At 71.1% G+C, this 19341-nt stretch carries 15 protein-coding genes and 1 pseudogene; 6 read left to right on the forward strand and 10 right to left on the reverse strand.

Annotated features, from left to right (window positions below; genetic code table 11):
* Positions 1–11: 11 nt before the first annotated feature.
* From ACFZCP_RS26760 to ACFZCP_RS26770, 3 genes are all read left to right on the forward strand, one after another.
* Positions 12–1562: a cytochrome ubiquinol oxidase subunit I gene (locus ACFZCP_RS26760; protein ID WP_391431070.1), complete on the forward strand. Its 1551-nt coding sequence runs from the start codon at positions 12–14 to the stop codon at positions 1560–1562.
* Complete coding sequence (locus ACFZCP_RS26765) at positions 1559–2599, forward strand: cytochrome d ubiquinol oxidase subunit II (protein ID WP_391431073.1); 1041 nt, start codon at positions 1559–1561, stop codon at positions 2597–2599. The genes ACFZCP_RS26760 and ACFZCP_RS26765 overlap by 4 nt, the downstream gene beginning before the upstream one ends.
* 128 nt (positions 2600–2727) lie before the next feature.
* Complete coding sequence (locus ACFZCP_RS26770; RefSeq protein WP_391431077.1) at positions 2728–3063, forward strand: hypothetical protein; 336 nt, start codon at positions 2728–2730, stop codon at positions 3061–3063.
* Positions 3064–3125: 62 nt separating this feature from the next.
* On the opposite strand, the pseudogene ACFZCP_RS26775 reads toward ACFZCP_RS26770, so the two are convergent.
* Positions 3126–4022: pseudogene (locus ACFZCP_RS26775) on the reverse strand (LysR family transcriptional regulator); the annotation flags it as partial.
* A 78-nt stretch (positions 4023–4100) separates the two neighbouring features.
* Between ACFZCP_RS26775 and ACFZCP_RS26780 the strand changes: the two are divergent.
* From ACFZCP_RS26780 to ACFZCP_RS26790, 3 genes are all read left to right on the forward strand, one after another.
* Positions 4101–5126, forward strand: a complete 1026-nt coding sequence (locus ACFZCP_RS26780) for an EamA family transporter (RefSeq protein ID WP_391431080.1) — start codon at positions 4101–4103, stop codon at positions 5124–5126.
* Between the two features lie 104 nt (positions 5127–5230).
* Positions 5231–5893, forward strand: coding sequence for an NAD(P)H-binding protein (locus ACFZCP_RS26785; RefSeq protein ID WP_391431571.1), 663 nt, complete (start codon positions 5231–5233; stop codon positions 5891–5893).
* A gap of 232 nt (positions 5894–6125) precedes the next feature.
* The gene (locus ACFZCP_RS26790) at positions 6126–10370 is read left to right on the forward strand and encodes a molybdopterin-dependent oxidoreductase (protein WP_391431083.1); all 4245 of its coding nucleotides are present in this window, start codon (positions 6126–6128) and stop codon (positions 10368–10370) included.
* A gap of 428 nt (positions 10371–10798) precedes the next feature.
* Here ACFZCP_RS26790 and ACFZCP_RS26795 read toward each other — a convergent pair whose 3' ends face one another.
* The 9 genes from ACFZCP_RS26795 to ACFZCP_RS26835 all read right to left on the reverse strand — a co-directional run bounded on the left by ACFZCP_RS26795 (position 10799) and on the right by ACFZCP_RS26835 (position 19167).
* Positions 10799–11158 carry a PASTA domain-containing protein gene (locus tag ACFZCP_RS26795; RefSeq protein ID WP_391431086.1) on the reverse strand — a complete coding sequence of 120 codons (360 nt, stop codon included), beginning with the start codon at positions 11156–11158 and terminating at the stop codon, positions 10799–10801.
* A 132-nt stretch (positions 11159–11290) separates the two neighbouring features.
* Entirely contained in the window at positions 11291–12859 is a 1569-nt protein-coding gene (locus ACFZCP_RS26800; RefSeq protein ID WP_391431089.1) for a multicopper oxidase domain-containing protein, read from the reverse strand.
* Positions 12856–13281 carry a hypothetical protein gene (locus ACFZCP_RS26805; RefSeq protein ID WP_391431092.1) on the reverse strand — a complete coding sequence of 142 codons (426 nt, stop codon included), beginning with the start codon at positions 13279–13281 and terminating at the stop codon, positions 12856–12858. Before ACFZCP_RS26805 ends, ACFZCP_RS26800 begins: the two co-directional genes overlap by 4 nt.
* Positions 13274–14686, reverse strand: a complete 1413-nt coding sequence (locus ACFZCP_RS26810) for an MFS transporter (protein ID WP_391431095.1) — start codon at positions 14684–14686, stop codon at positions 13274–13276. Before ACFZCP_RS26810 ends, ACFZCP_RS26805 begins: the two co-directional genes overlap by 8 nt.
* Positions 14683–15036, reverse strand: coding sequence for a darcynin family protein (locus ACFZCP_RS26815; RefSeq protein WP_391431098.1), 354 nt, complete (start codon positions 15034–15036; stop codon positions 14683–14685). The genes ACFZCP_RS26810 and ACFZCP_RS26815 overlap by 4 nt, the downstream gene beginning before the upstream one ends.
* 91 nt (positions 15037–15127) lie before the next feature.
* Positions 15128–16024, reverse strand: coding sequence for a hypothetical protein (locus ACFZCP_RS26820; protein WP_391431101.1), 897 nt, complete (start codon positions 16022–16024; stop codon positions 15128–15130).
* On the reverse strand, positions 16021–16932 hold the full coding sequence (locus ACFZCP_RS26825; RefSeq protein WP_391431103.1) for a TauD/TfdA family dioxygenase: 912 nt from the start codon (positions 16930–16932) through the stop codon (positions 16021–16023). The genes ACFZCP_RS26820 and ACFZCP_RS26825 overlap by 4 nt, the downstream gene beginning before the upstream one ends.
* Positions 16929–18527 (reverse strand): AMP-binding protein, encoded by a 1599-nt coding sequence (locus ACFZCP_RS26830; RefSeq protein WP_391431106.1) that lies wholly within the window; start codon positions 18525–18527, stop codon positions 16929–16931. The genes ACFZCP_RS26825 and ACFZCP_RS26830 overlap by 4 nt, the downstream gene beginning before the upstream one ends.
* Positions 18520–19167, reverse strand: a complete 648-nt coding sequence (locus ACFZCP_RS26835) for a thermostable hemolysin (protein WP_391431109.1) — start codon at positions 19165–19167, stop codon at positions 18520–18522. The genes ACFZCP_RS26830 and ACFZCP_RS26835 overlap by 8 nt, the downstream gene beginning before the upstream one ends.
* Between the last annotated feature and the right edge of the window lie 174 nt (positions 19168–19341).

Below are 19341 nucleotides of genomic sequence, written 5' to 3' on the forward strand. Positions count from 1 at the left end.
GGGAGACCCGTATGCACACCGTGATGGCGGCTCTGGCGCCCGCACCCGCGCAGATGCTCCCGGCCAGATCGCTGATGGCCTTCACCCTCGCCTCCCACATCATCCTGGTGCCGCTGGGCGTGGCGCTGCCGCTGATCACCCTGATCATGCACGGCTACGGCCTGCGCCGCGGCGATGCGACCGCCCTGCTCCTGGCCCGGCGGTGGTCGGCCGTGATGGCCGTCCAGTTCGCCATCGGCGTCGTCACCGGCACCGTGCTCTCCTTCGAGTTCGGGCTGCTGTGGCCGGGGATGATGGGCCGCTGGGGCGATGTGTTCGGCATCGGCTTCGGCGTCGAGGCGTGGGCCTTCTTCCTGGAGGCCGTCCTCATTGCCGTCTATCTGTACGGCTGGCGCAGGCTCCCCGCCCGTGCCCACTTCCTGCTCGCGCTGCCGCTGCCCTTCGCCGCCCTGCTCGGGGCCTTCGGGATCCTCGCCGCCAACTCCTGGATGAACACACCCCGGGGCTTCACCCTCGACGCCGCCGGCAACCCCATGGACGTGAACATCCAGAAGGCGATCTTCACGCCCATGTTCGGCCCGGAGTACTGGCACTTCGTCATGGCGATGTTCGTCACCGCGGGTTACGTCACCGCGGGCGTCTACGCCGTGGGACGGCTGCGCGGCCGCCGCGACCGCTACCACCGGCTCGGTTTCACGATCCCCTTCACGCTCGCCGCGGTGTGCACACCGGTGCAGTTCATGCTGGGCGACTCCATCGCCCGGCAGGTGTTCCACAAGCAGCCGGTGAAGTTCGCCGCGACGGAGATCGTCTGGAAGACCGACACCCACGTGCCGGAGTACCTCTTCGGCCGACTGCACCCGGACGGGACCGTCTCCGGGGGCATCAAGATCCCCCAGCTCGACTCGATCCTGGCCGGCTTCCGCCCGGACACCAGGGTCACCGGGCTGACCTCGGTGCCGGCCGACGACCGGCCGACCGCGACCCAGGCCACCCTCACGCACTTCGCGTTCGACGCCATGGTCGGCCTCGGCTCCCTGCTGCTCCTGCTCGCGCTCTGGTACGCCCTGGTGTGGCTGCGCCGCCGCCGGCTGCCCGCCTCCCCCTGGTTCTACCGCGTCGCGGCGTGCGCGGGCGTGGCCTCCGTGCTGGCCGTGGAATGCGGCTGGATCACCACCGAGGTGGGCCGCCAGCCGTGGATCGTCTACCAGAACATGCGGGTCGCGGAGGCGGTGACGGCGACGCGCGCCGGCAGCCTGTGGATCATGTTCGCCCTGGTCGTCGCGGTGTACGTCTTCGTGTTCGGGTCGTTCCTGGCGATCCTGCTGAAGATGCGGACCCGCTGGCGGCAGGCCGACGAGAGGGGCGGCCCGCGGCCGCCGGAACAGACACCGGAGGCGGGCACACCGGAGGCGGGCACACGGGAGGCGGGCACACGGGAGGCGGGCACACGGGAGGCGGGCACACGGGAGGCGGGCACACGGGAGGCGGGCACACGGGATGCGGACTCGCCGGAGACGGACACACCGTACGGGCCGCGCTCGGCCGGGAGCCGGCCGTGATCGCCGGGGTCATCGCCGTCGTCCTGCTGCTCGCGATCGCCGCCTACGCCTGCGCCGGCGGCACCGACTACGGAGCCGGCTTCTGGGACCTGACCGCGGGCGGGGCGGAGCGCGGCAAGCGTCCCCGATGGCTGATCGACCACGCGATGGCCCCCGTGTGGGAGGTCAACAACGTCTGGCTGATCTTCGTCCTGGTCATCATGTGGACGGGGTTCCCGGTCCTCTTCCAGCGGGTGTTCACCACGATGTGGCTGCCCCTGGCGCTGGCCGCCGTGGGCACCGTGCTGCGCGGGGCCGGCTTCGCGCTGCGCAAGCCCGCCCGGCGGCTGGCCGGCCGACGCCTGTACGGCGCGGTGTTCGCGATCTCCTCGCTCCTGACGCCGTTCTTCCTGGGTGCCGCGGCCGGGGGAGTGGCCTCGGGCCGGGTGACCGCCACGACGCAGGCGTCGACGGATGCCTGGGCCAACCCCACGTCGCTGCTCTTCGGTCTGCTCGCCGTCGCGGCGACGGCGTTGCTCGGCGCCGTCTTCCTCGCTGCGGACGCCCGCCGCTTCGCCGTGCCCGACCTGGACGGCTACTTCCGGCGGCGGGCCCTCGCCGCCCTCGCCGCCGTCGCCGTCCTCGCCGTGATCACGCTGGTCGTCACCCACGGGGACGCCCCTCATGTGTGGCACGGGCTCACCCATGGCGTGGGGCTCGTCTTCGTCGTCGTGGCCGTGCTGGCCACGCTCGCCACGGCGTGGCTGCTGATGCGTCCCTCCGGGGCCTGGTCCCGGGTGAGTGCGGTCGGCGTGGTGGCGTCGGCCGTCATCGCCTGGGGGATGGCGCAGCGCCCCTACCTCGTCCCGACCTCGCTGACCGTCGCCGAGGGCGCGGGCGCACACACCACGCTGCGCTGGCTGGCGTTCGTCACGTTCGTCGCCCTCGTGCTCATCATCCCCGCGGTCGCCCTGCTCTACTGGCTGGACACCCACGGTGAGCTGGAGAGCCTCACCGACGCCGACCTGCGGGGCACGGGGGCCGGCGACGACGGCTGACGGCACCGGGGGACCGTGGCCCCAGCTCCGTGGAGGCCGTCCCCCGCCAGGCGTGTGGGCCCCTTTTGGCGGATAGTGGTGGCGAAAGGACGTCCCAGCCAGCTCCCCGTCCCGGTACAGGAGGCCCGATGCGTGCTTCACGGCCGCTGGCCACGCTCACCGGTATCGCGTTGCTCGGCATCACCCTCGCCGCCTGCCAGGATCAGGCCGGAGGCCAGATCACGGCGCGCAACGGTGTCAGACACGTGGACACCATCACGAACCCGTCGGTCCACGGGTGCCACCCCTTCAGCGACGGCGTGACCCGCGTCGAGAACTACACGCAGAGCAGCATCCTCCTGTACACCACACCCGACTGCACTCAGCCGCCGGGCGGGTCGAACATCTACGTGAGCATGCAGTCGTCGGACGAGGCGGTCAGGTCCACCGGCCTGTGGCGCAGTTTCTCCATCGCACCCGAATGACCTCCGGGCGCGGGGCGGTCACCGCGGTCGCGCGACGGCGCGGTTGACGAAACACCCGCCCGGGACGCCGCTGACGGTGGCCGGACCCCGAGGACGTCGAGCATCGCCCGGGTGGCCGGGCTCGGGTTGAACCGGCCCCACGCCAGATACTCCACACGGCGTGGCCCGTCGGCCACCGGGACCAGCACCAGCCCGGGATCCGCGGCCGCCAGCGGCCGGATGAACGCCGACGGCAGCAGCGCGACGCCGAGCCCGCGCGCGATCAGCCGGGTGATCAGCTCGACGACACCGGCCTCGTACGCGACGTCGCGGACCAGGCCCGCGGCGGCGAACGCCTGATCGGACTGGGCGCGGGCGGGTGTCCCGGCTACGAAGTCCACGAACGTCTCCCCGGCGATCTCGTGCAGGGCGACCCGGGAAGCACCGGCCAGCTGGTGCCCGGCCGGCACCACCAGGACGTGCTCGTCGTGATCGAGCACGACGGTGTCCACACCGGAGGGCGGTTCGTTCTCCGGCAGGCCGAGGAAGGCGATGTCGAGGTCGCCGTCGCGGATCGCCGCCACCAGGTCGTCACTGCGTCCGGAACGCAGGGCGACGCGGACGTCCGGGTGCTGGGCGCGATACCGCTGCAGCAGTTCGGGTACGTCGACGGCAGCCGTCGTCACGATCACGCCGACCGCGAGCCGGCCGCGCACCACGCCGGTCGCGGCGACGGCGTCGGCGGCGGCGCGGTCGGCAGCGGCCAGGCACTCGCGCGCCGCGGCCACGAACGCCGCGCCGGCGCTGGTCAGCTCGACGCGGCGACTGGACCGGGCGAACAGCTTGACGCCCAGCTCCCGTTCCAGACCGGCGATCCGGTGACTGAGCGACGACTGCACCACGGAGCAGCGCTCCGCGGCGCGGGTGAAATTGCGTGTCTCGGCGGCGGCGACGACGTAGCGCATCTGCTGGAGGTCCACATGTCCATCGTTCTGATTCATGGCTGGGATGACAAGCATGCGTTGGATTCATGACGGGAGCTGCGGACACTTCATCGCATGCACTCCCTGACCGAGCGGTCGTCGGGCCTGCCACGGACCCCGTACGCGCAGCAGGCGGCGACCGTCGCACTGACCGCACTCGCTCCCGCCTCCTGGGGCACCACGTACGTCGTGACCACGCGGCTGCTCCCGCCCGGGCACCCGCTGTTCGCCGGGCTGATGCGTGCCCTGCCCGCCGGGCTGCTCGCGCTGGCGCTCACCCGGGTGCTCCCGCGCGCGGACTGGTGGTGGAAGGCCGCCGTCCTCGGCGTGCTCAACATCGGCGGGATGCCCCTGCTGTTCCTGGCGGCCGAACGACTGCCCGGCGGTGTCGCCGCCACCCTCGGCGCCGCCCAGCCACTGCTGGTCGCAGGCCTGGCCGCCGCTGTGCTCCGCGACCGGCCGACCGCCTGGCGACTGGCCTGGGGCGTGACAGGCGTGATCGGCGTCGGACTCGTCGTGCTCGGCCCGCGGGCCCACCTGGACACCGTCGGGGTGCTGGCCGGCCTCGGCCATACGGCCACCATGGCCGGCGGGGTCGTCCTCACGAAGCGCTGGGGCCGTCCGGCGGGGGTCGGCCCACTCACCCTGGCCGGCTGGCAACTGACGGTCGGCGGCCTGCTGTTGCTCCCGCTCACCTTCGCGTTCGAAGGGCTGCCGCAGCGGATCGACGCCGGAGCCGCAGGCGGCTACCTGTGGCTCGGCAGCATGGGCGGGCTGATCGCCTACACGTTGTGGTTCCGCGGGATCGGACAGCTGCCGGTCGGCGCGTCCGCACCCCTGGTGCTGCTGTCGCCGCTGGTCGCGACCGCCATCGGCGTCGTGCTGGGCGAGTCGCTGAGCCTGCTCCAGACCCTCGGCTTCGTCCTGGCCCTGGCCGCTCTGCTCGCCGCGCAACTCGGACCCCCGGGCCGGGCGGGCCGGGCCGGCCGCATCGCACGCGGCGGAACGTCAGACGACCACGGCCGAGACCACAGCCGAGAAGGCCAGACCCGAGAAGGCCACAGCCGAGAAGGCCAGACCCGAGAAGGACGGATTCGATGAAGACAGGCTCGAAGAAGACGGGCGAGATGAAGACAGGCTCGAAGAGGACAGGCTCGACGAAGGCGGGCGAGATGAAGACGGGCCCGACGGCGACGGCGGCGGGCATGACGATCGCCGTGCTCGGTGCCACCGGGATGGTCGGCAGCCGCGTGATCACCGAGGCCGGTGCACGCGGACACCGGGTGCTCGCCCTGTCCCGGAGGCCGGCGGGCGGGGACCCGGACGTGACACCGATCGCGGTCGACGTCAACGACCCGCATGCCGTGGGGGAGGCGCTTGCCGGCTCCGCCTCGCACCGTGCCGCGGACGCCGTCGTGCTGGCCGTGCGGACCATGCCGGTCGACCGGGACTTCCTGGTCGGCGCCACCCGTACGGTGCTGGACGCCGCCGCACGGAGGGGGATCCGCGTCCTGGTCGTCGGCGGCGCCGGTGCGTTGCGCAGCCCCGGCGACCCCGATCTGCCGGTCGCCGACAATCCCGTGTACGTGCCTGCCGAGGTGAAGGCCGTCGCCGCCGCCGGGACGGCCCAGCTGCGGACCTGCCGGGCCCATGCCGGTGCCGACTGGGTCTACCTGAGCCCGCCGGCCCGGCTCGAACCCGGTGAGCGGACGGGCCGCTATCGGCGCGGCACCGACACCTTGCTCACCACCGCCGACGGGCAGTCGTGGATCAGCGCCGAGGACCTGGCCGTCGCCGTGGTCGACGAGCTGGAAACCCCCGGCCCCGAACGCCACATCACCGTCGGCCACCGGCCGCCCGGCGACTGACCAGCCCGCACGCCGGTGTGCTCACATCCGCCCGCCCGGCCCTGTGCGGCGGGCTTAACCCCTGGTGATCGGGTGCGGAGACACCCGCGTAATGAGCGCTTCGTACGGTCGCGAAGGGTGAGATCAGGCCGAGCACAGCAGAAGGGGGGCGCCCGTGGCCGCGCCGGGCTCGCGGAGCGAGGACACGACGACGGTGCGGACCGTCTGCTCGTACTGCGGGGTGGGTTGCGGCATGGTCCTCGACGTCGGCAGGGGACCGGACGGACGGCGTACGGTCCTGAAGGCGAGCGGGGACAAGGAGCACCCGGCGAACTTCGGCCGGCTGTGCACCAAGGGCGCGACCACCGCGGACATGCTCGCCGCCCCGGGCCGGCTGACCGGCGCCCTCGTCCGGCCGGACCGCGGCGAGGAGCAGCGGCCCGCACCCCTGGCGGACGCCGTCGCCGAGACCGCCCGCCGCCTGCGCGCGATCGTCGACGAACACGGGCCCGACGCGGTCGCCCTCTACGTCTCCGGGCAGATGAGCCTGGAGGCGCAGTACCTCGCGAACAAGCTGGCCAAGGGCTTCGTCCGGACCACCCAGATCGAGTCCAACTCCCGGCTGTGCATGGCCAGTGCCGGCACCGGCTACAAACTCTCGCTGGGCGCGGACGGCCCGCCCGGCTCGTACCAGGACCTCGACAAGGCCGACGTCTTCCTCGTCATCGGTTCCAACATGGCCGACTGCCACCCCATCCTCTTCCTGCGGATGATGGACCGGGTGAAGTCGGCGGGCGCCCGGCTGATCGTCGTGGACCCCCGGCGCACCGCCACCGCCGACAAGGCCGACCTGTTCCTGCAGATCGAGCCCGGCACGGACCTCGCGCTGCTCAACGGGCTGCTGCACCTGCTGCACGCGAACGGCCGCACCGACCCCGGCTTCATCGCCGCGCACACCGAGGGCTGGGAGGCGATGCCCGCCTTCCTCGCCGACTACCCGCCCGCGGCCGTCGCCGCGACCACCGGCATCCCGGAGGACGACATCCGGGAGGCGGCCCGGCTGATCGGCGAGGCGAAGGAGTGGACGAGCTGCTGGACGATGGGCCTGAACCAGTCCACCCACGGCACCTGGAACACCAACGCCCTGGTCAACCTGCACCTCGCCACCGGCGCGATCTGCCGCCCCGGCAGCGGGCCGTTCTCCCTCACCGGCCAGCCCAACGCCATGGGCGGCCGCGAGATGGGCTACATGGGACCCGGGCTGCCCGGACAGCGCTCCGTCCTCGTCGACGCCGACCGGGCCTTCGTCGAGGAACTGTGGGAGCTGGAGCCCGGCGCCCTGCGCGCCGACGGCGTCGGCAGGGGCACGGTCGAGATGTTCCGGAAGATGGCCGACGGGGACATCAAGGCGTGCTGGATCATCTGCACCAACCCGGTCGCCTCCGTCGCCAACCGCAAGACGGTCATCGAGGGGCTGGAGGCCGCCGAGTTCGTCGTCACCCAGGACGTGTTCGCCGAGACGGAGACCAACGCCTACGCCGACGTCGTCCTGCCCGGCGCTCTGTGGACCGAGACCGAGGGCGTCCTGATCAACAGCGAGCGCAACCTCACCCTCGCCCGCCCGGCCGCCGATCCGCCCGGGGAGGCGACGGCGGACTGGCGGATCATCGCGGCCGTGGCCCGCGCGATGGGGTACGGGAAGGGATTCGCGTACGACAGCGCCGAGGAGGTCTTCGAGGAGATCAAGCGGGCCTGGAACCCGGCGACCGGCTGGGACCTGCGCGGTGCGAGCTACGAGCGGCTGCGACAGACGCCCGTGCAGTGGCCGGCGGCGAGCGCCGACGGTCCCGACCGCAACCCGGTCCGGTACGTCGGTGAGGACGGCTCGCCGGTCTTCCCGACCGCGAGCGGCCGAGCCGTCTTCCACGCCCGCCCGCACGTCCCGGCGGCGGAGATGCCCGACGACGACTACCCGTTCGTGCTCAACACCGGCCGTCTCCAGCATCAGTGGCACACGCTGACGAAGACCGGCAGGGTGGCCAGGCTGAACAAGCTCAACCCCGGTTCCTTCGTCGAGGTGCACCCGCAGGACGCGGCCGGACTGGGCCTTGCCGAAGGGGATTCGGTGGAGGTCGCCTCGCGCCGCGGGCGCGCCGTGCTGCCCGCCGTCGTCACCGACCGGGTGCGGCCCGGCTGCTGTTTCGCGCCGTTCCACTGGAACGACCTGTTCGGGGAGTACCTGAGCGTCAACGCGGTGACCAGCGACGCCGTCGACCCGCTGTCCTTCCAGCCCGAGTTCAAGATGTGCGCGGTGTCGCTGACCAAGGTGGCCACCCCGGTGACGGTGCGGGCCCCGGCCCCGGCGGGTGCCTCGGCCACGATCCCGGCGGGTGCTTCAGTTACGGCTCCGGCGGGTGCTTCGGCCACCGCCCCGGCGTCCATCGAGGTCGCGCCACCGGCCGCCGTCCTTGCCACCGTGCCCGCTCCCGCCGTGCCGTTCGGGCTGGAGCCGGGGCCGCCGCCGGTCCTCGCCGAACACGAACGCCGGTATCTGACCGGTTTCCTGGCCGGCATTCCCTCGGGTGCCTCCGGCGTACCGGTGCTGCCGGCGGACGCCCCGTTCAGCCCGGAGCACGCCCTGTGGGTGAACGGGGTGCTGGCCGGGATGTACTCCAGGTCCGGGGCGACGCCGTCCAGGGCGCACGGCCCCGCCGGGGACACCCCGCAGCCGGGCACCGGCACCCCCCGGCGCCAGGTCGTGATCCTCTGGGCGTCGCAGACCGGCAACGCCGAGGAGTTCGCGACCGCCACGGCCGAGCGGCTCACCTCGGACGGCCACCCCGCCGCCCTCCTGCCCATGGAGGAGGCGGACCCCGCCGCACTGCCCCGCGACACCGACCTGCTGCTGATCACGAGCACCTTCGGGGACGGCGACGCCCCCGACAACGGCGCGGGGTTCTGGGACGCCCTGACCGCGCCCGACGCCCCGCGCCTGGCGGGCAGGCGCTATGCCGTCCTGGCCTTTGGCGACTCCTCCTACGACGACTTCTGCGGCCACGGCCGCCGTCTGGACCGGCGCATGGAGGAGCTGGACGCGGTGCGGCTGGCCCCGCGCACCGACTGCGAACCGGACTACGAGACCGAGGCCGGGGCCTGGCTCGACCAGGTGCTCACCGCGCTGCAGAGCCCCGAACGTCCGGAACCCGGCTCGGAACCCGGCTCGGAACCCGGCTCGGCATCCGGCTCGGAACCCGGCTCGGCATCCGGCCCGGCACCCGGTCCGAGTTCCGGATCGGCACCCGGCCCGGCTCCCGCTCTGGTGCCTGCTCAGTTCCCTGCTCAGGTCCTCGCCGCCCCGGTGGCTCCCCGGCCCGGCCGTTCCGCCCCCGCCACCGCCCGCCTCACCGGCAACCGCCTGCTGAGCCGGCCCGGTGCGGGCAAGGAGGTCCGGCGCTTCACCTTCGACACCCGGGACGGCGACACCCCGCTGGTCTACGAGGCCGGGGACGCCCTGGCGGTGCACCCGGCCAACTGGCCCCGGACGGTGGCGGAGTGGCTGGCCGTCACCGGCCTGGACGCGGACACGGCCGTCCGGGTCAGGGATGCCGGGGACGTGCCCTTCGCCGAGGCGCTGCTGCGCCACCTGGACATCACCCGGATCACTCCCGGCCTGCTGCGCTTCGCCGCCGACCGGGCCCGCGACCCGCGCGAGCTGCGCAAGCTGCTGCGGCCGGACAACAAGGACGGGCTGGCACAGTGGTCCTGGGGACGCCAGGCCGTCGACGTAGCCGCCGAGTTCGGCATCCGGGCCCCCGCACAGGAGTGGGCCGACGTGCTGGGGCGCCTGCAGCCCCGCCTGTACTCCATATCCTCCAGCCCCCTGACCGACCCCCGACTGGTGTCGCTGACGGTCTCCGTCGTCCGCTACGAGAACCAGGCCGGCCTCCCCCGCCAGGGCGTGTGCTCCCCTTTCCTCGCCGACGCCGAGCCCGGCACCCCGGTGCCGGTCCGTGTCCAGCGGGCACCGCACTTCCGCCCGCCCGCCGACTCCGCCACACCGGCGGTGATGGTGGGGCCCGGCACCGGCATCGCGCCGTTCATCGGTTTCCTGGAGGAACGCCGGGCCCGCGGTCGCCGCGCCCCGAACTGGCTGTTCTTCGGCGAACAGCACCGGGCGAGCGACTTCTACTACGAGGAGGAACTGGCCGCGTTCCTCGCCGAGGGCACGCTCACCCGTCTGGACACCGCCTTCTCCCGCGACCAGCGCGCCAAGGTCTACGTCCAGGACCGGATGCGCGAACACGGCCCGCTGCTGTGGTCCTGGCTGCGGGACGGCGCCCACTTCTACGTCTGCGGCGACGCCACCCGCATGGCCAAGGACGTCGACCGGACCCTGCGGGAGATCGCCACCGTGCACGGCGGCCTGGACGAGGCCGAGGCGGCGGCCTGGATCAAACAACTCACCGCCGACAAACGCTACGTGCGCGACGTGTACTGACCACGGACGGCTCCAGCGGCCTCGGCGCTGAGGGCGGCCCCGGATCGGCCACGCCGCCGGGAGGCACGCTCACGCACGGACGTCACGCGGTCGCGGAGCGAGCGCATGACGAGGGGCAGGGCCCGAGAGCCCCGCCCGGAAAAGCCCCGCCCAAAACCGGGAAACCCCGGCTCAGGGCCACACCAGGCAATACGGCTGATGCCCCGCCTCATGCAACCGATGGCTGAAGTCCTGCCACTCGTGCAGCGATTGGGAGTTACGGGGCATTGACCTGGGGATTCTCGGTGGAATGTGCGTTGACCTGCGGAAACTCTCCTCGGCAGTTCTCGCGGGTCAACGCCGTTTCCCGGGCTCATGTGCCCTGGATGTGCCCTCGGGGGCACGTGCCTGGGCGATGCATTCATACCGAGCTTTCGCACGTAGCTTGGCTAGAGCACGTGGCCGTGATGACGCTCGCGCCACGTCAGCTTGCCCACGCCGAGCACACGCACCTGCTTCACTCCGAGCTGCGCACCCGCCTTCACCGACTGGGTGTTCACGTCCCAGTTCGCCGGCACCAGCACCACCAGATGGTTTCCGTCATCCGCCTGCAGCTCGATCCGGCTCTTGGGCACACCGAGCTTTTCCAGCTGCTCCTCGGGCTTCTCGGCGTTCTTCCCGGTCAGATCGGGCATCGTCACCGGGCCTGTCGCGACGGGCGTGGGTGTGCCCTTCCCGAAAGCACCACACCCGGCCAGCGCCGGCACCACCGCGAGTATGAGCGCCGCGCCGCAGATGTACTTCCTCATGCTCCACTCCTAGGCTTCGCGGTCCAGCCCCTGCGGTTTCACCCACGTACGAGGATCGTAGGCAGCACAACCAGCGTTCGGCTCTGCCGTCCGGCTACTGGGCAGCACGCACATTGCCGTCGGCCCTCCGCATCACACCACCTGGAAGTTCGCCATCATCGCCATGTCCTCGTGCTCCAGATTGTGGCAGTGCAGCATGTACCGACCTCGATAGCCCTGGAAGCGGACCAGGACGTCGACCACCTCGTACGGCCGCACGTCGACCGTGTCCTTCCAACCGGCATCGGTCGGGGCAGGCGGACGGCCACCGCGGGATATGACCTGGAAGTGAGCCAGGTGGAGGTGGACGGGGTGGTGGAAGTCGCTGGTGAAGCGCCAGCGTTCGACCGTGCCCAGGCGCGGGCTGGCCAGGGATTCGGCGGCGTTGAAGGTGCGGCCGTTGATGGTCCACATGTCGTCGCCGCGTCGGAAGTCGAAGTGCCGGGTCGCGACCGCCGACGAGGAGGCAAGGGCTGCGTAGCGCGAGAGGCGGTGTGGAACGTGGCTTGTGTCCTTGGCCTTGCGGACGACCCGGAAGCGCATCACCTGGTGCATCCGTCCCTCCGCCAACGTGTTGACGAGCGTCACCGTGCTGCCTACCGGGCAGGCGGCGAAGTCGACTACGACGTCGAAGCGTTCGCCTGGTGACATCGGAACTGCCGGGAGTCGTTGGGGCGTGGCAAGAAGGCCGCCATCGCCGCCGATCTGGGTGAAGGGCAGGGCCCGGTCGTCGTCACCGCGCAGGACCAGGCTGTAGCGGCGGGCGTTGGACGCGTTGAGCAGGCGCAGGCGGTAACGCGCTGTGGAGACTTCCAGCTCCGGCCATGGGGCGCCGTTGACGAGCTGGACGTCGCCCAGGACGCCGTCCATGTAGGCGTCCGCGACGCCGGGGGTGCCGGTGCAGGTGGGGGAGTGGGCCGGGTAACGGAAGGAACCGTCCTCCTCGAAGGAGCGGTCACACAGGAGCAGCGGAACGTCTCGGTCGCCGCCGGGGAGGGGCAGCGCGTCCTCCTCGGAATCGTGGACCAGGAACATGCCGGCCAGCCCCCGCCAGACCTGCGGACCGCTGAAGTCCATGCGGTGGTCGTGGTACCAGAGCGTCGCCGCACGCTGGCCGAGCGGGTACTCGTACGTCTTGTACGCCTCGCTCACCGTCCAGTCGGCCGCAGCCGTGTGCATGCCGTGCTGCATCTTCCGTGCAGGGAAGTCGGCTCCGCACTGGGCCGGTACGACGATGTCAGTGGGGTAACCGTCCGAGTGCGGCGGGGTGACTCCTCCGTGCAGGTGGAGCGAGGTGGGCACGGTCAGCTTGTTCAGCACGCGCACCCGCGTCGTACGGCCCGACCGGGCGACGAACGTCGGACCGGGGAAGATGCCGTCGTAGCCCCAGATCCGCGTCCGCGTGCCCGGGATGATCTCCACTTCGGCCTCGCGCTGCGTGATGTCGTAGAAGTCCGTGCCGTCGGGGCGGTGGACCGGGCGGGCGCGGGGCGGCACGGGCAGCGGCACGATGAACGGCTTCGGGAGGCGGAGGCGGCTGACCAGCTCCGTTCCGGTGCGCTCCGGGGACCAGCGGGCGTACGCCGCCGCGCCCGCCGGGATGGCGAGGCCCGCCGTGATGCCTGCGGTGATCCCGAGGGTCTGCCGGCGTGAGAGCGTCATCCGCGGCCTCCCTCGGCGCCCCGGTAGGTGCACGACCACCACGCCAGGACGGTGCCGGCACCGAACACGGCCAGCGCGAGTGGCACATGGCCGCCCAGCATCCGTGCGGCACCCAGTCCCATCTGGGCGGCCACCAGGACCACCAGACCCACGGCTGTGGTGAAGGGCCACGCCGGACCCTTCAGAGAACGCCAGACCACCAGCGCCGCCACGGCCTCCAGGACAGACAGGGCAGCCAGCAACTGCGCGTTGGCCGCGTGCAGGTCGAGGAAGCGGACGTCGCCGGTGATGAACAGGCCCGCCAACGCGGCCTGCAGCAGTGTGTCGAAGAGAAACGCGACCGACGCCACCCGGAGCACGGTGAGTGCTCGGCGGCGTGGCGCGGTCTGCTCCGCCGTAGTGGATGCGGAAAGGTCAGTCATCGGCGGCCTCCGTCGCTGCGGACTTCAGACGTCGTGCCGCCGGCAGTGCCAACAGCCCCACGGCCACCAGCACACCGAAGGCCAACCGGTACGACGTCACGCGGGCATCGGCGCCACCGAGGTCCTCCTCGGCACCGTGCTGGATGCTGGCGATCAGGTTGACGCCGACGGCCGCCCCGATGTTGCGGCACAGAGTCACCGCACCGGTGTAAGCGCCCAGCTGTTCCGCCGGAGCCGCGTTCTGGGCCTGGACAAGCGCGGTGGCCACGGTAAAGCCCGTGCCCAGTCCCGCCAGAAGCTGTCCGGCGATGGCTGCTGGTAGGGACGGCTCGGTCGGTAGGCACAGCACCGCCGCTCCGATGGCGAGCAGTACTCCGCCGATCGTGGCGACCGTGCGCCCGCCGAACCGGCCCAGCAGACCGGCGCACACGGCCGAACCGGCCACCCAGCCGAGCGAGGCCACCAGCACGACAAGGCCGCTCGCCGTGGCGCCGGCCGCGCCCGTCCTGGTCAGGGCCAGCGGGAGCTGGGTGACCGAGGCGTACAGCAGGACCGAGGCGAGGAGGGAGACGAGGGCTGCCGCGCGCGGTACCCGATCGGTCACCATGGCGACCGGTATGAGGGATGCCTCCGGGGTACGACGGACTCGGCGGATATGGAGCGTGACGGTGACCGCGGCGATCACGGCGGCGATCACGAGCAGCACCGGCTCGGGGGACACGACCACGATCAGCAGTGCGGTCAGTCCCACCGAGAAGGTTGCCAGGGCGCGTCCGTCCAGCTTCGGGCGTTCGCTGCCGTCCACGGTCCCGGCGGGGGCCTTTCGGGCCACGACGAGTGCCGCCGCCAGCGCCAGCGGGAGGTTCACGGCGAACACCCACCGCCAGCCGACGGTCGCTTGCGCTGCCGAGCCCAGCGCTGGGCCCGCCACGGCGGCAAGCCCCCATATCGCGGACAGCAGGCCCTGCATCTTCGCCCGGCCGGCCGCGTCGAAGACCTGGCCGACGAGGACGTACGCCAGAGTGATCACCGCTCCGGCGCCCAGGCCCTGCAGTGCGCGTGCGGCGATCAGGACGACCATGCCGGGGGCGACGGCGGAGGCGGCCGAGCCGGCTGCGAAGAGCAGCAGTGCGGCACACATGGCCGTACGGGAGCCGAAGCGGTCGGCCGCGGCTCCGGAGACGGCGGTCGCCAGGATGCTGCACAGCAGGAAGCCGGACACGAGCCAGGGGTACAGCTCGTCCTGGCCCAGACTGCGGGCCATGGTCGGCAGGATGGAGCCGACGACGGTCGAGTCCGCGGCGGCCAGGAAGAGTGCGAGCAGCGCACCCGTGATCAGGGAGCGGCGCCCGGCCGGCGCGCCGCTCCCCGAGCGGGTGTCGGGTGCTTCGGTGAGGACGGTCACCGGTGCTGCCCGTCCTCGCCGTCGGCCTGGGCCGCCTCGAACTGCTGGAAGCCGTCCTCGATGCCCATGAAGATGTCGTTGACGACCAGGTAGCCCTGGGCGATCAGCGGCGAGTCCCGCAGCTCCTCGATGAGGAAGTAGTACGCCTTGAGGTCCTCGGTCTCCAGCAGGACGAAGTCCGAGAAGGCGGTGTGGAACGCCTCCGCGTCGAAGAAACGCGCCGAGACCCGGTCCGCGTACTTGGCGAAGACAGGGTGAATGTGGGCGGCCTCCATGGCGTTCCGCTCGTCGCGCGGCAGCGCGAGCCAGGCCGGGGTGAAGGTGTAGGTCAGGATGATCGTGGTCTTCACGAGCAGCTCCAGGAAGTGGTGAGGGGCGGACGAGCACGGTGCCGGGGCCGTCCGGGGGTCGATCGACCCCGGCACCGTGGACTGGGGAGGGTCAGACGTGGACCGATGTCGTGCCGCTGAACCGCTCCAGCAGGGCACGGGTCTCGTCGTCGAGGGCGTCGTCGAGCTTGGTGATCGGTCCCGCGAGGGCGTGCCGGCCGAAGGCCATGGTCAGCTCGGTCTGCATCTGGTGGATCAGGTTGCCCTCGGTGTAGTCGACGCCGAAGGTGTCCTTGGCGTGCTTCTCGAAGGCCATGGCCAGCTGGACGTTGAGCTCCTCGGTTCCGGCGATGATGCGCCGCATCGCCGCCTGCTCCTCCTCGTTGAACGAGGGGATCAGCTCGTCGATGACCCAGTGGTCGGTGCGGACGTGCCGCTCCTCGTCGAGGTTGTGCAGGTGCAGCAGCTTCGGCAGGAAGTACGACATCTCCGGGTCGTAGGCCCGGGTACGCCGCTCGATCACGGTGATGATCGACTCGCCGATGTACGCGGTGCAGCACAGGGCGGCCAGCTTCACGTACGGGGAATCGTCGCCGAGGTAGAGGGCGAGCCGCTCGTTGAAGAGGTTGTCCGGCAGGACGAAGTCCACGCCGCCCAGCTCACGCACGTACCGGTAGAAGGCGTTGGCGTGGTTGAGCTCTTCGGAGGCGAAGCAGGAAAGGGCGTCGTGCAGGCCGCGGCCCTCGGTGAAGGGGTTGTCCTGGCCCTGGACCTCGGACAGGACGATGGACATCACCGCGGAGACGTGTCGCTCGATCTCGGCGAGCTGGGCCAGTTCCTTCACCGCGTAGGCGACGGCGGCCTGCTCGTGACCCTCCTCGTCGAAGCAGACGCGGGAGAGGTAGGCGAGCTCCGCGGCGTTGCGGGCCTTCTCCCAGGGCAGGGCGTTGGGGTGGAAGGTGTTGATGTGGGCGAGTTCGTTGACCCGTTCCAGAGCCTGGGCGGTCATGCGGCGGCCTCCACGTCGATGTAGCTGAGGGCGTTGTAGATGGTCCGCTCGGTGTCGAGGATGGCCCGACGGCCGTGCATCACACGCGTGTTGTCGATGATCGCGATGTCGCCGTCCTGCCAGTCGAGGTTCTCGGTGAGCCGGTCGGTGACGTCCGAGATCTCCAGGATCAGCTCGGTCGGGAACTCGGTGCCGTCGGCGAACGTGATACGCGGCTTCTCGTAGTTGGTCGAGGGGCCGAGGATGGAGTTCGCGAAGGCGATCCGCTCACCGAAGAGGGTGGGAGCGGCGGCCGGCGTACGGAAGGCGTACGTGATGCCGCCGTCCTCGTGCAGCTCGACGGTGGTGCCCGGCACGGAGTCGGCCAGGGAGCGCAGCTGCTCGAAGGTGATCTCCTCCATCGGCACCCGCTGCTCCGTCATGTGGAACGCCATCGCACGCCACTGCTGCTCACCGACGTAGCGGGAGTACACGATGTCCTGCGCCGAGAAGGCCGCCTTGGCCTCGTCGGAGAGGGCGTCCCAGACGCGGTAGCCGTCGCAGACGGTGGTCTGCGAGCCCTCCTTGGCGGCCTTCTCCGAGAAGAACCAGGCGAGGTGCGACCGAAACGGGTTGTTGCCGTTCTCGGTGTGCAGGCCGATCGGGCCGGTGCCGGCGTCGACCTTCTGGGCTACCTCGGAGTAGAAGTCACGGGCGGGGTCGATGGTGGTGCGGACGCTTACGCTGTTGACCAGCGCGGTGAACGCGTCCATGTCCGCGCCGAAGCCGCGCAGCAGCAGGAAGCCGGACTCCGAGAGCAGCTTCAGCAGGTGGGCCGGCTCGATGTCGGCGACCGAGCCGGAGCCGGCCGGGGTCAGCACGAGGCCCTGGCCGGAGCCGTAGCGGGCCGTGTGGACAGCGGTGCTCATACGTGCTCCTCGATGAGGTCCTGGGTGAGCAGAAGGTCGCGGACGGCCTGCCGCTTCGGGCGGCCGGTCACGGTGAAGCAGGTGAGGTAACGCGGGTCGTCCTGCCGCATCAGGCGGATGTCGGTGACCCGTTCGACGTCGGAGAGCTGCCGCTGCCCGAAGTCGGTGATCTCCTTGCGGGCGAGCTCCTCGTCGACGTCGCCGTCGACCACGAACAGTCCGCGCACGGTGTCGAGTCCGTCGGCGAGGACGACCGCCTCGCGTACGAACGGCAGTCGGCGGTACTGGCCCTCGACGAACTCCGGCGAGACGTTGCGCCCGCCGGCGGTGATGATGATGTTCTTCTTCCGGCCGACGATCCGGATGTAGCCGTCCTCGTCGATCGTGGCGAGGTCGCCGGTGTGCAGCCAGCCGTCCTCGTCGACGGCGCAGCTGGAGGGGTCCTCGACGGTGTATCCGGCGAAGAGCGAGCTGCTGCGGACGTGGAGTTCGCCGTCCTCGGAGAGCTTCACCTCGACGTGGTCGAGCGGCTTGCCGACCGTGCCGATGCGGACGCTGCCCGGGAAGTTCCAGGCGACGACCGAACTGTTCTCGCTCAGCCCGTACCCCTCGTACAGCGGCAGCCCGAACTCCTTCAGGCGGGTCAGCACCTCCGGGGGCACCGGGGCGCCGCCACAGGCGATGAACACCGGTCCCTCGTGACCGAAGAACCGGAAGTGCCGCCCGGCCACGGTCTCGTCGGGGCTCTGGACGCACAGGGACAGCAGCAGCGCTGCCATGGTCGGCGGCATCACCAGAGCGGTGGGGCGTGCCGAACGCAGCAGGGACAGCATTCGTGGCCCGGCGTCGCCGGCGGTGCCCACGAGTGCCGTACCCGGCGGAAGGAAGATCACCGAGCCGCCTGCCAGGAACGGCATGTACAGACCGGTGACCTGCTCCACCAGCAGGCTGAGCGGCACGATGGAGAGGTAACGGCGGAAGATCGCCGGGTCACTGCGCTTGCGCAGCGACTCCAGGAGCGCCTCGATGCCGTGCCGTCGGATCATCACGCCCTTGGGCGCTGAGGTCGTCCCCGAGGTGTGGATCACCTTGAAGACGGCGTCCTCGTCCCAGGAGGCGATGGGGTGGGCGACCCGCTCGTCCCGGTACGCTCCTGCGGCAATCAGGGCGGGCAGGTCGACCGCGTCGACCTGGCAGCCGGCCGACAGGACTCGCTCGTGCCCCCACTCCTCCAGTCGGCCGGCCCCTCGGCTGTCCACAAGACAGGCGTCGGCCCCGGCCAGCAGGGATGCCGCCTGCTCAGCGCTGAAGGCGGTGGGGACCGGGATCTCGACGGCGCCGGAGAACAGCAGTGCCAGGTCGGCGACGACCCACTCGGCCGAGTTCTCGGCCAGCAGGCCGACCCTCGGCGTACGGCCCAGCCGGGCCGCGAGGACGGCGATGTCGTCGGCGAGCACCTTGGCGGCGCCGATCACCTGGCGGTAGGTCCACTTCAACGTCGGGCCACCGGCCGGGGAAAGCACCTCGACCATGGTGTCGTCGCTGCCGGCGCGGGCCAGCAGGCCGTCGATCAGTGAGACACGGGTGTCAGACACCGGCCGGCTCCTTGCGTCGGGTGGGGATCAACTGCATGTCGATGGAGGCGAACTGGTAGCGGCCGACGCCGTTGACGAACGACTGCGTCTGCTCGGCGATGACCGCGTAGACCACGAGCGGCCGCTGGTCGTAGAAGGAGCCCCAGCGCTCCAGCTCGCCGGCGTCGAGCCGGGTCGGGTCGGCCTCCGCGATGGGGTTGAAGACGATGCCGAGACGCTTCTGCAGGGCGAGCGAGCGCCGCGTGGACGTCATCACGGCGTAACGGCAGCCCAGACCCCACAGCACGACCGTCAGCGCCTTGAACAGCTCGGCGCCGGCAGTGGCGCGCACCGACGCCACCGATCCGAGCTGGACGATCTCATGACGGCCCGTCACCGTCTGGCCGTCAGCGCGGATCAGGTCCTCGATGGGAAGGTCGAGGTACTTCTCCAGGAACAGCGGTCCGCCCTCGGCCGCCGTCAGGCCGGTGCAGGCGAGGACCTCCTCACGGCCAGTTTCCGGGTTGTGTTCCAGGTAAGAAAGAAAGCTTTCCGGGTCCACCGTGATATCGGCCCCGAAGCTGTTCGCATAGACCTTCCTGACGAGGTCTGCGGACTCCTGCCACCATATGGATCCGCGTTCGGACAGCACAATGCGCATGACTCGTATCCCCCTGTACGACGTTCTTTTCTGGTTTCCGGTTCAGGCCGTCGGCCACCACTGGCGTGATGTTGCGCACACGGCGTTGACCAGCGCAGAAGAGTGCAGCACGACGATGTCGCGACGCATGAAAATGCCCCCGTTGAATGAATGAGAGAGATGGCGGAGGTTAAT

Source organism: Streptomyces sp. NPDC007971 (assembly GCF_042958635.1).
In the GTDB taxonomy this organism is placed as follows: Bacteria; Actinomycetota; Actinomycetes; order Streptomycetales; family Streptomycetaceae; genus Streptomyces.

What these genes read in the sequence shown, in the direction of transcription:
- ACFZCP_RS26760 (WP_391431070.1), top strand. Translation starts at nt 12, where the DNA reads ATGCACACCGTGATGGCGGCTCTGGCGCCCGCACCCGCGCAGATGCTC.
- ACFZCP_RS26770 (WP_391431077.1), top strand. Translation starts at nt 2,728, where the DNA reads ATGCGTGCTTCACGGCCGCTGGCCACGCTCACCGGTATCGCGTTGCTC.
- ACFZCP_RS26780 (WP_391431080.1), top strand. Translation starts at nt 4,101, where the DNA reads ATGCACTCCCTGACCGAGCGGTCGTCGGGCCTGCCACGGACCCCGTAC.
- ACFZCP_RS26785 (WP_391431571.1), top strand. Translation starts at nt 5,231, where the DNA reads ATGACGATCGCCGTGCTCGGTGCCACCGGGATGGTCGGCAGCCGCGTG.
- ACFZCP_RS26790 (WP_391431083.1), top strand. Translation starts at nt 6,126, where the DNA reads ATGGTCCTCGACGTCGGCAGGGGACCGGACGGACGGCGTACGGTCCTG.
- ACFZCP_RS26795 (WP_391431086.1), bottom strand. Translation starts at nt 11,158, where the DNA reads ATGAGGAAGTACATCTGCGGCGCGGCGCTCATACTCGCGGTGGTGCCG.
- ACFZCP_RS26800 (WP_391431089.1), bottom strand. Translation starts at nt 12,859, where the DNA reads ATGACGCTCTCACGCCGGCAGACCCTCGGGATCACCGCAGGCATCACG.
- ACFZCP_RS26805 (WP_391431092.1), bottom strand. Translation starts at nt 13,281, where the DNA reads ATGACTGACCTTTCCGCATCCACTACGGCGGAGCAGACCGCGCCACGC.
- ACFZCP_RS26820 (WP_391431101.1), bottom strand. Translation starts at nt 16,024, where the DNA reads ATGACCGCCCAGGCTCTGGAACGGGTCAACGAACTCGCCCACATCAAC.
- ACFZCP_RS26825 (WP_391431103.1), bottom strand. Translation starts at nt 16,932, where the DNA reads ATGAGCACCGCTGTCCACACGGCCCGCTACGGCTCCGGCCAGGGCCTC.
- ACFZCP_RS26835 (WP_391431109.1), bottom strand. Translation starts at nt 19,167, where the DNA reads ATGCGCATTGTGCTGTCCGAACGCGGATCCATATGGTGGCAGGAGTCC.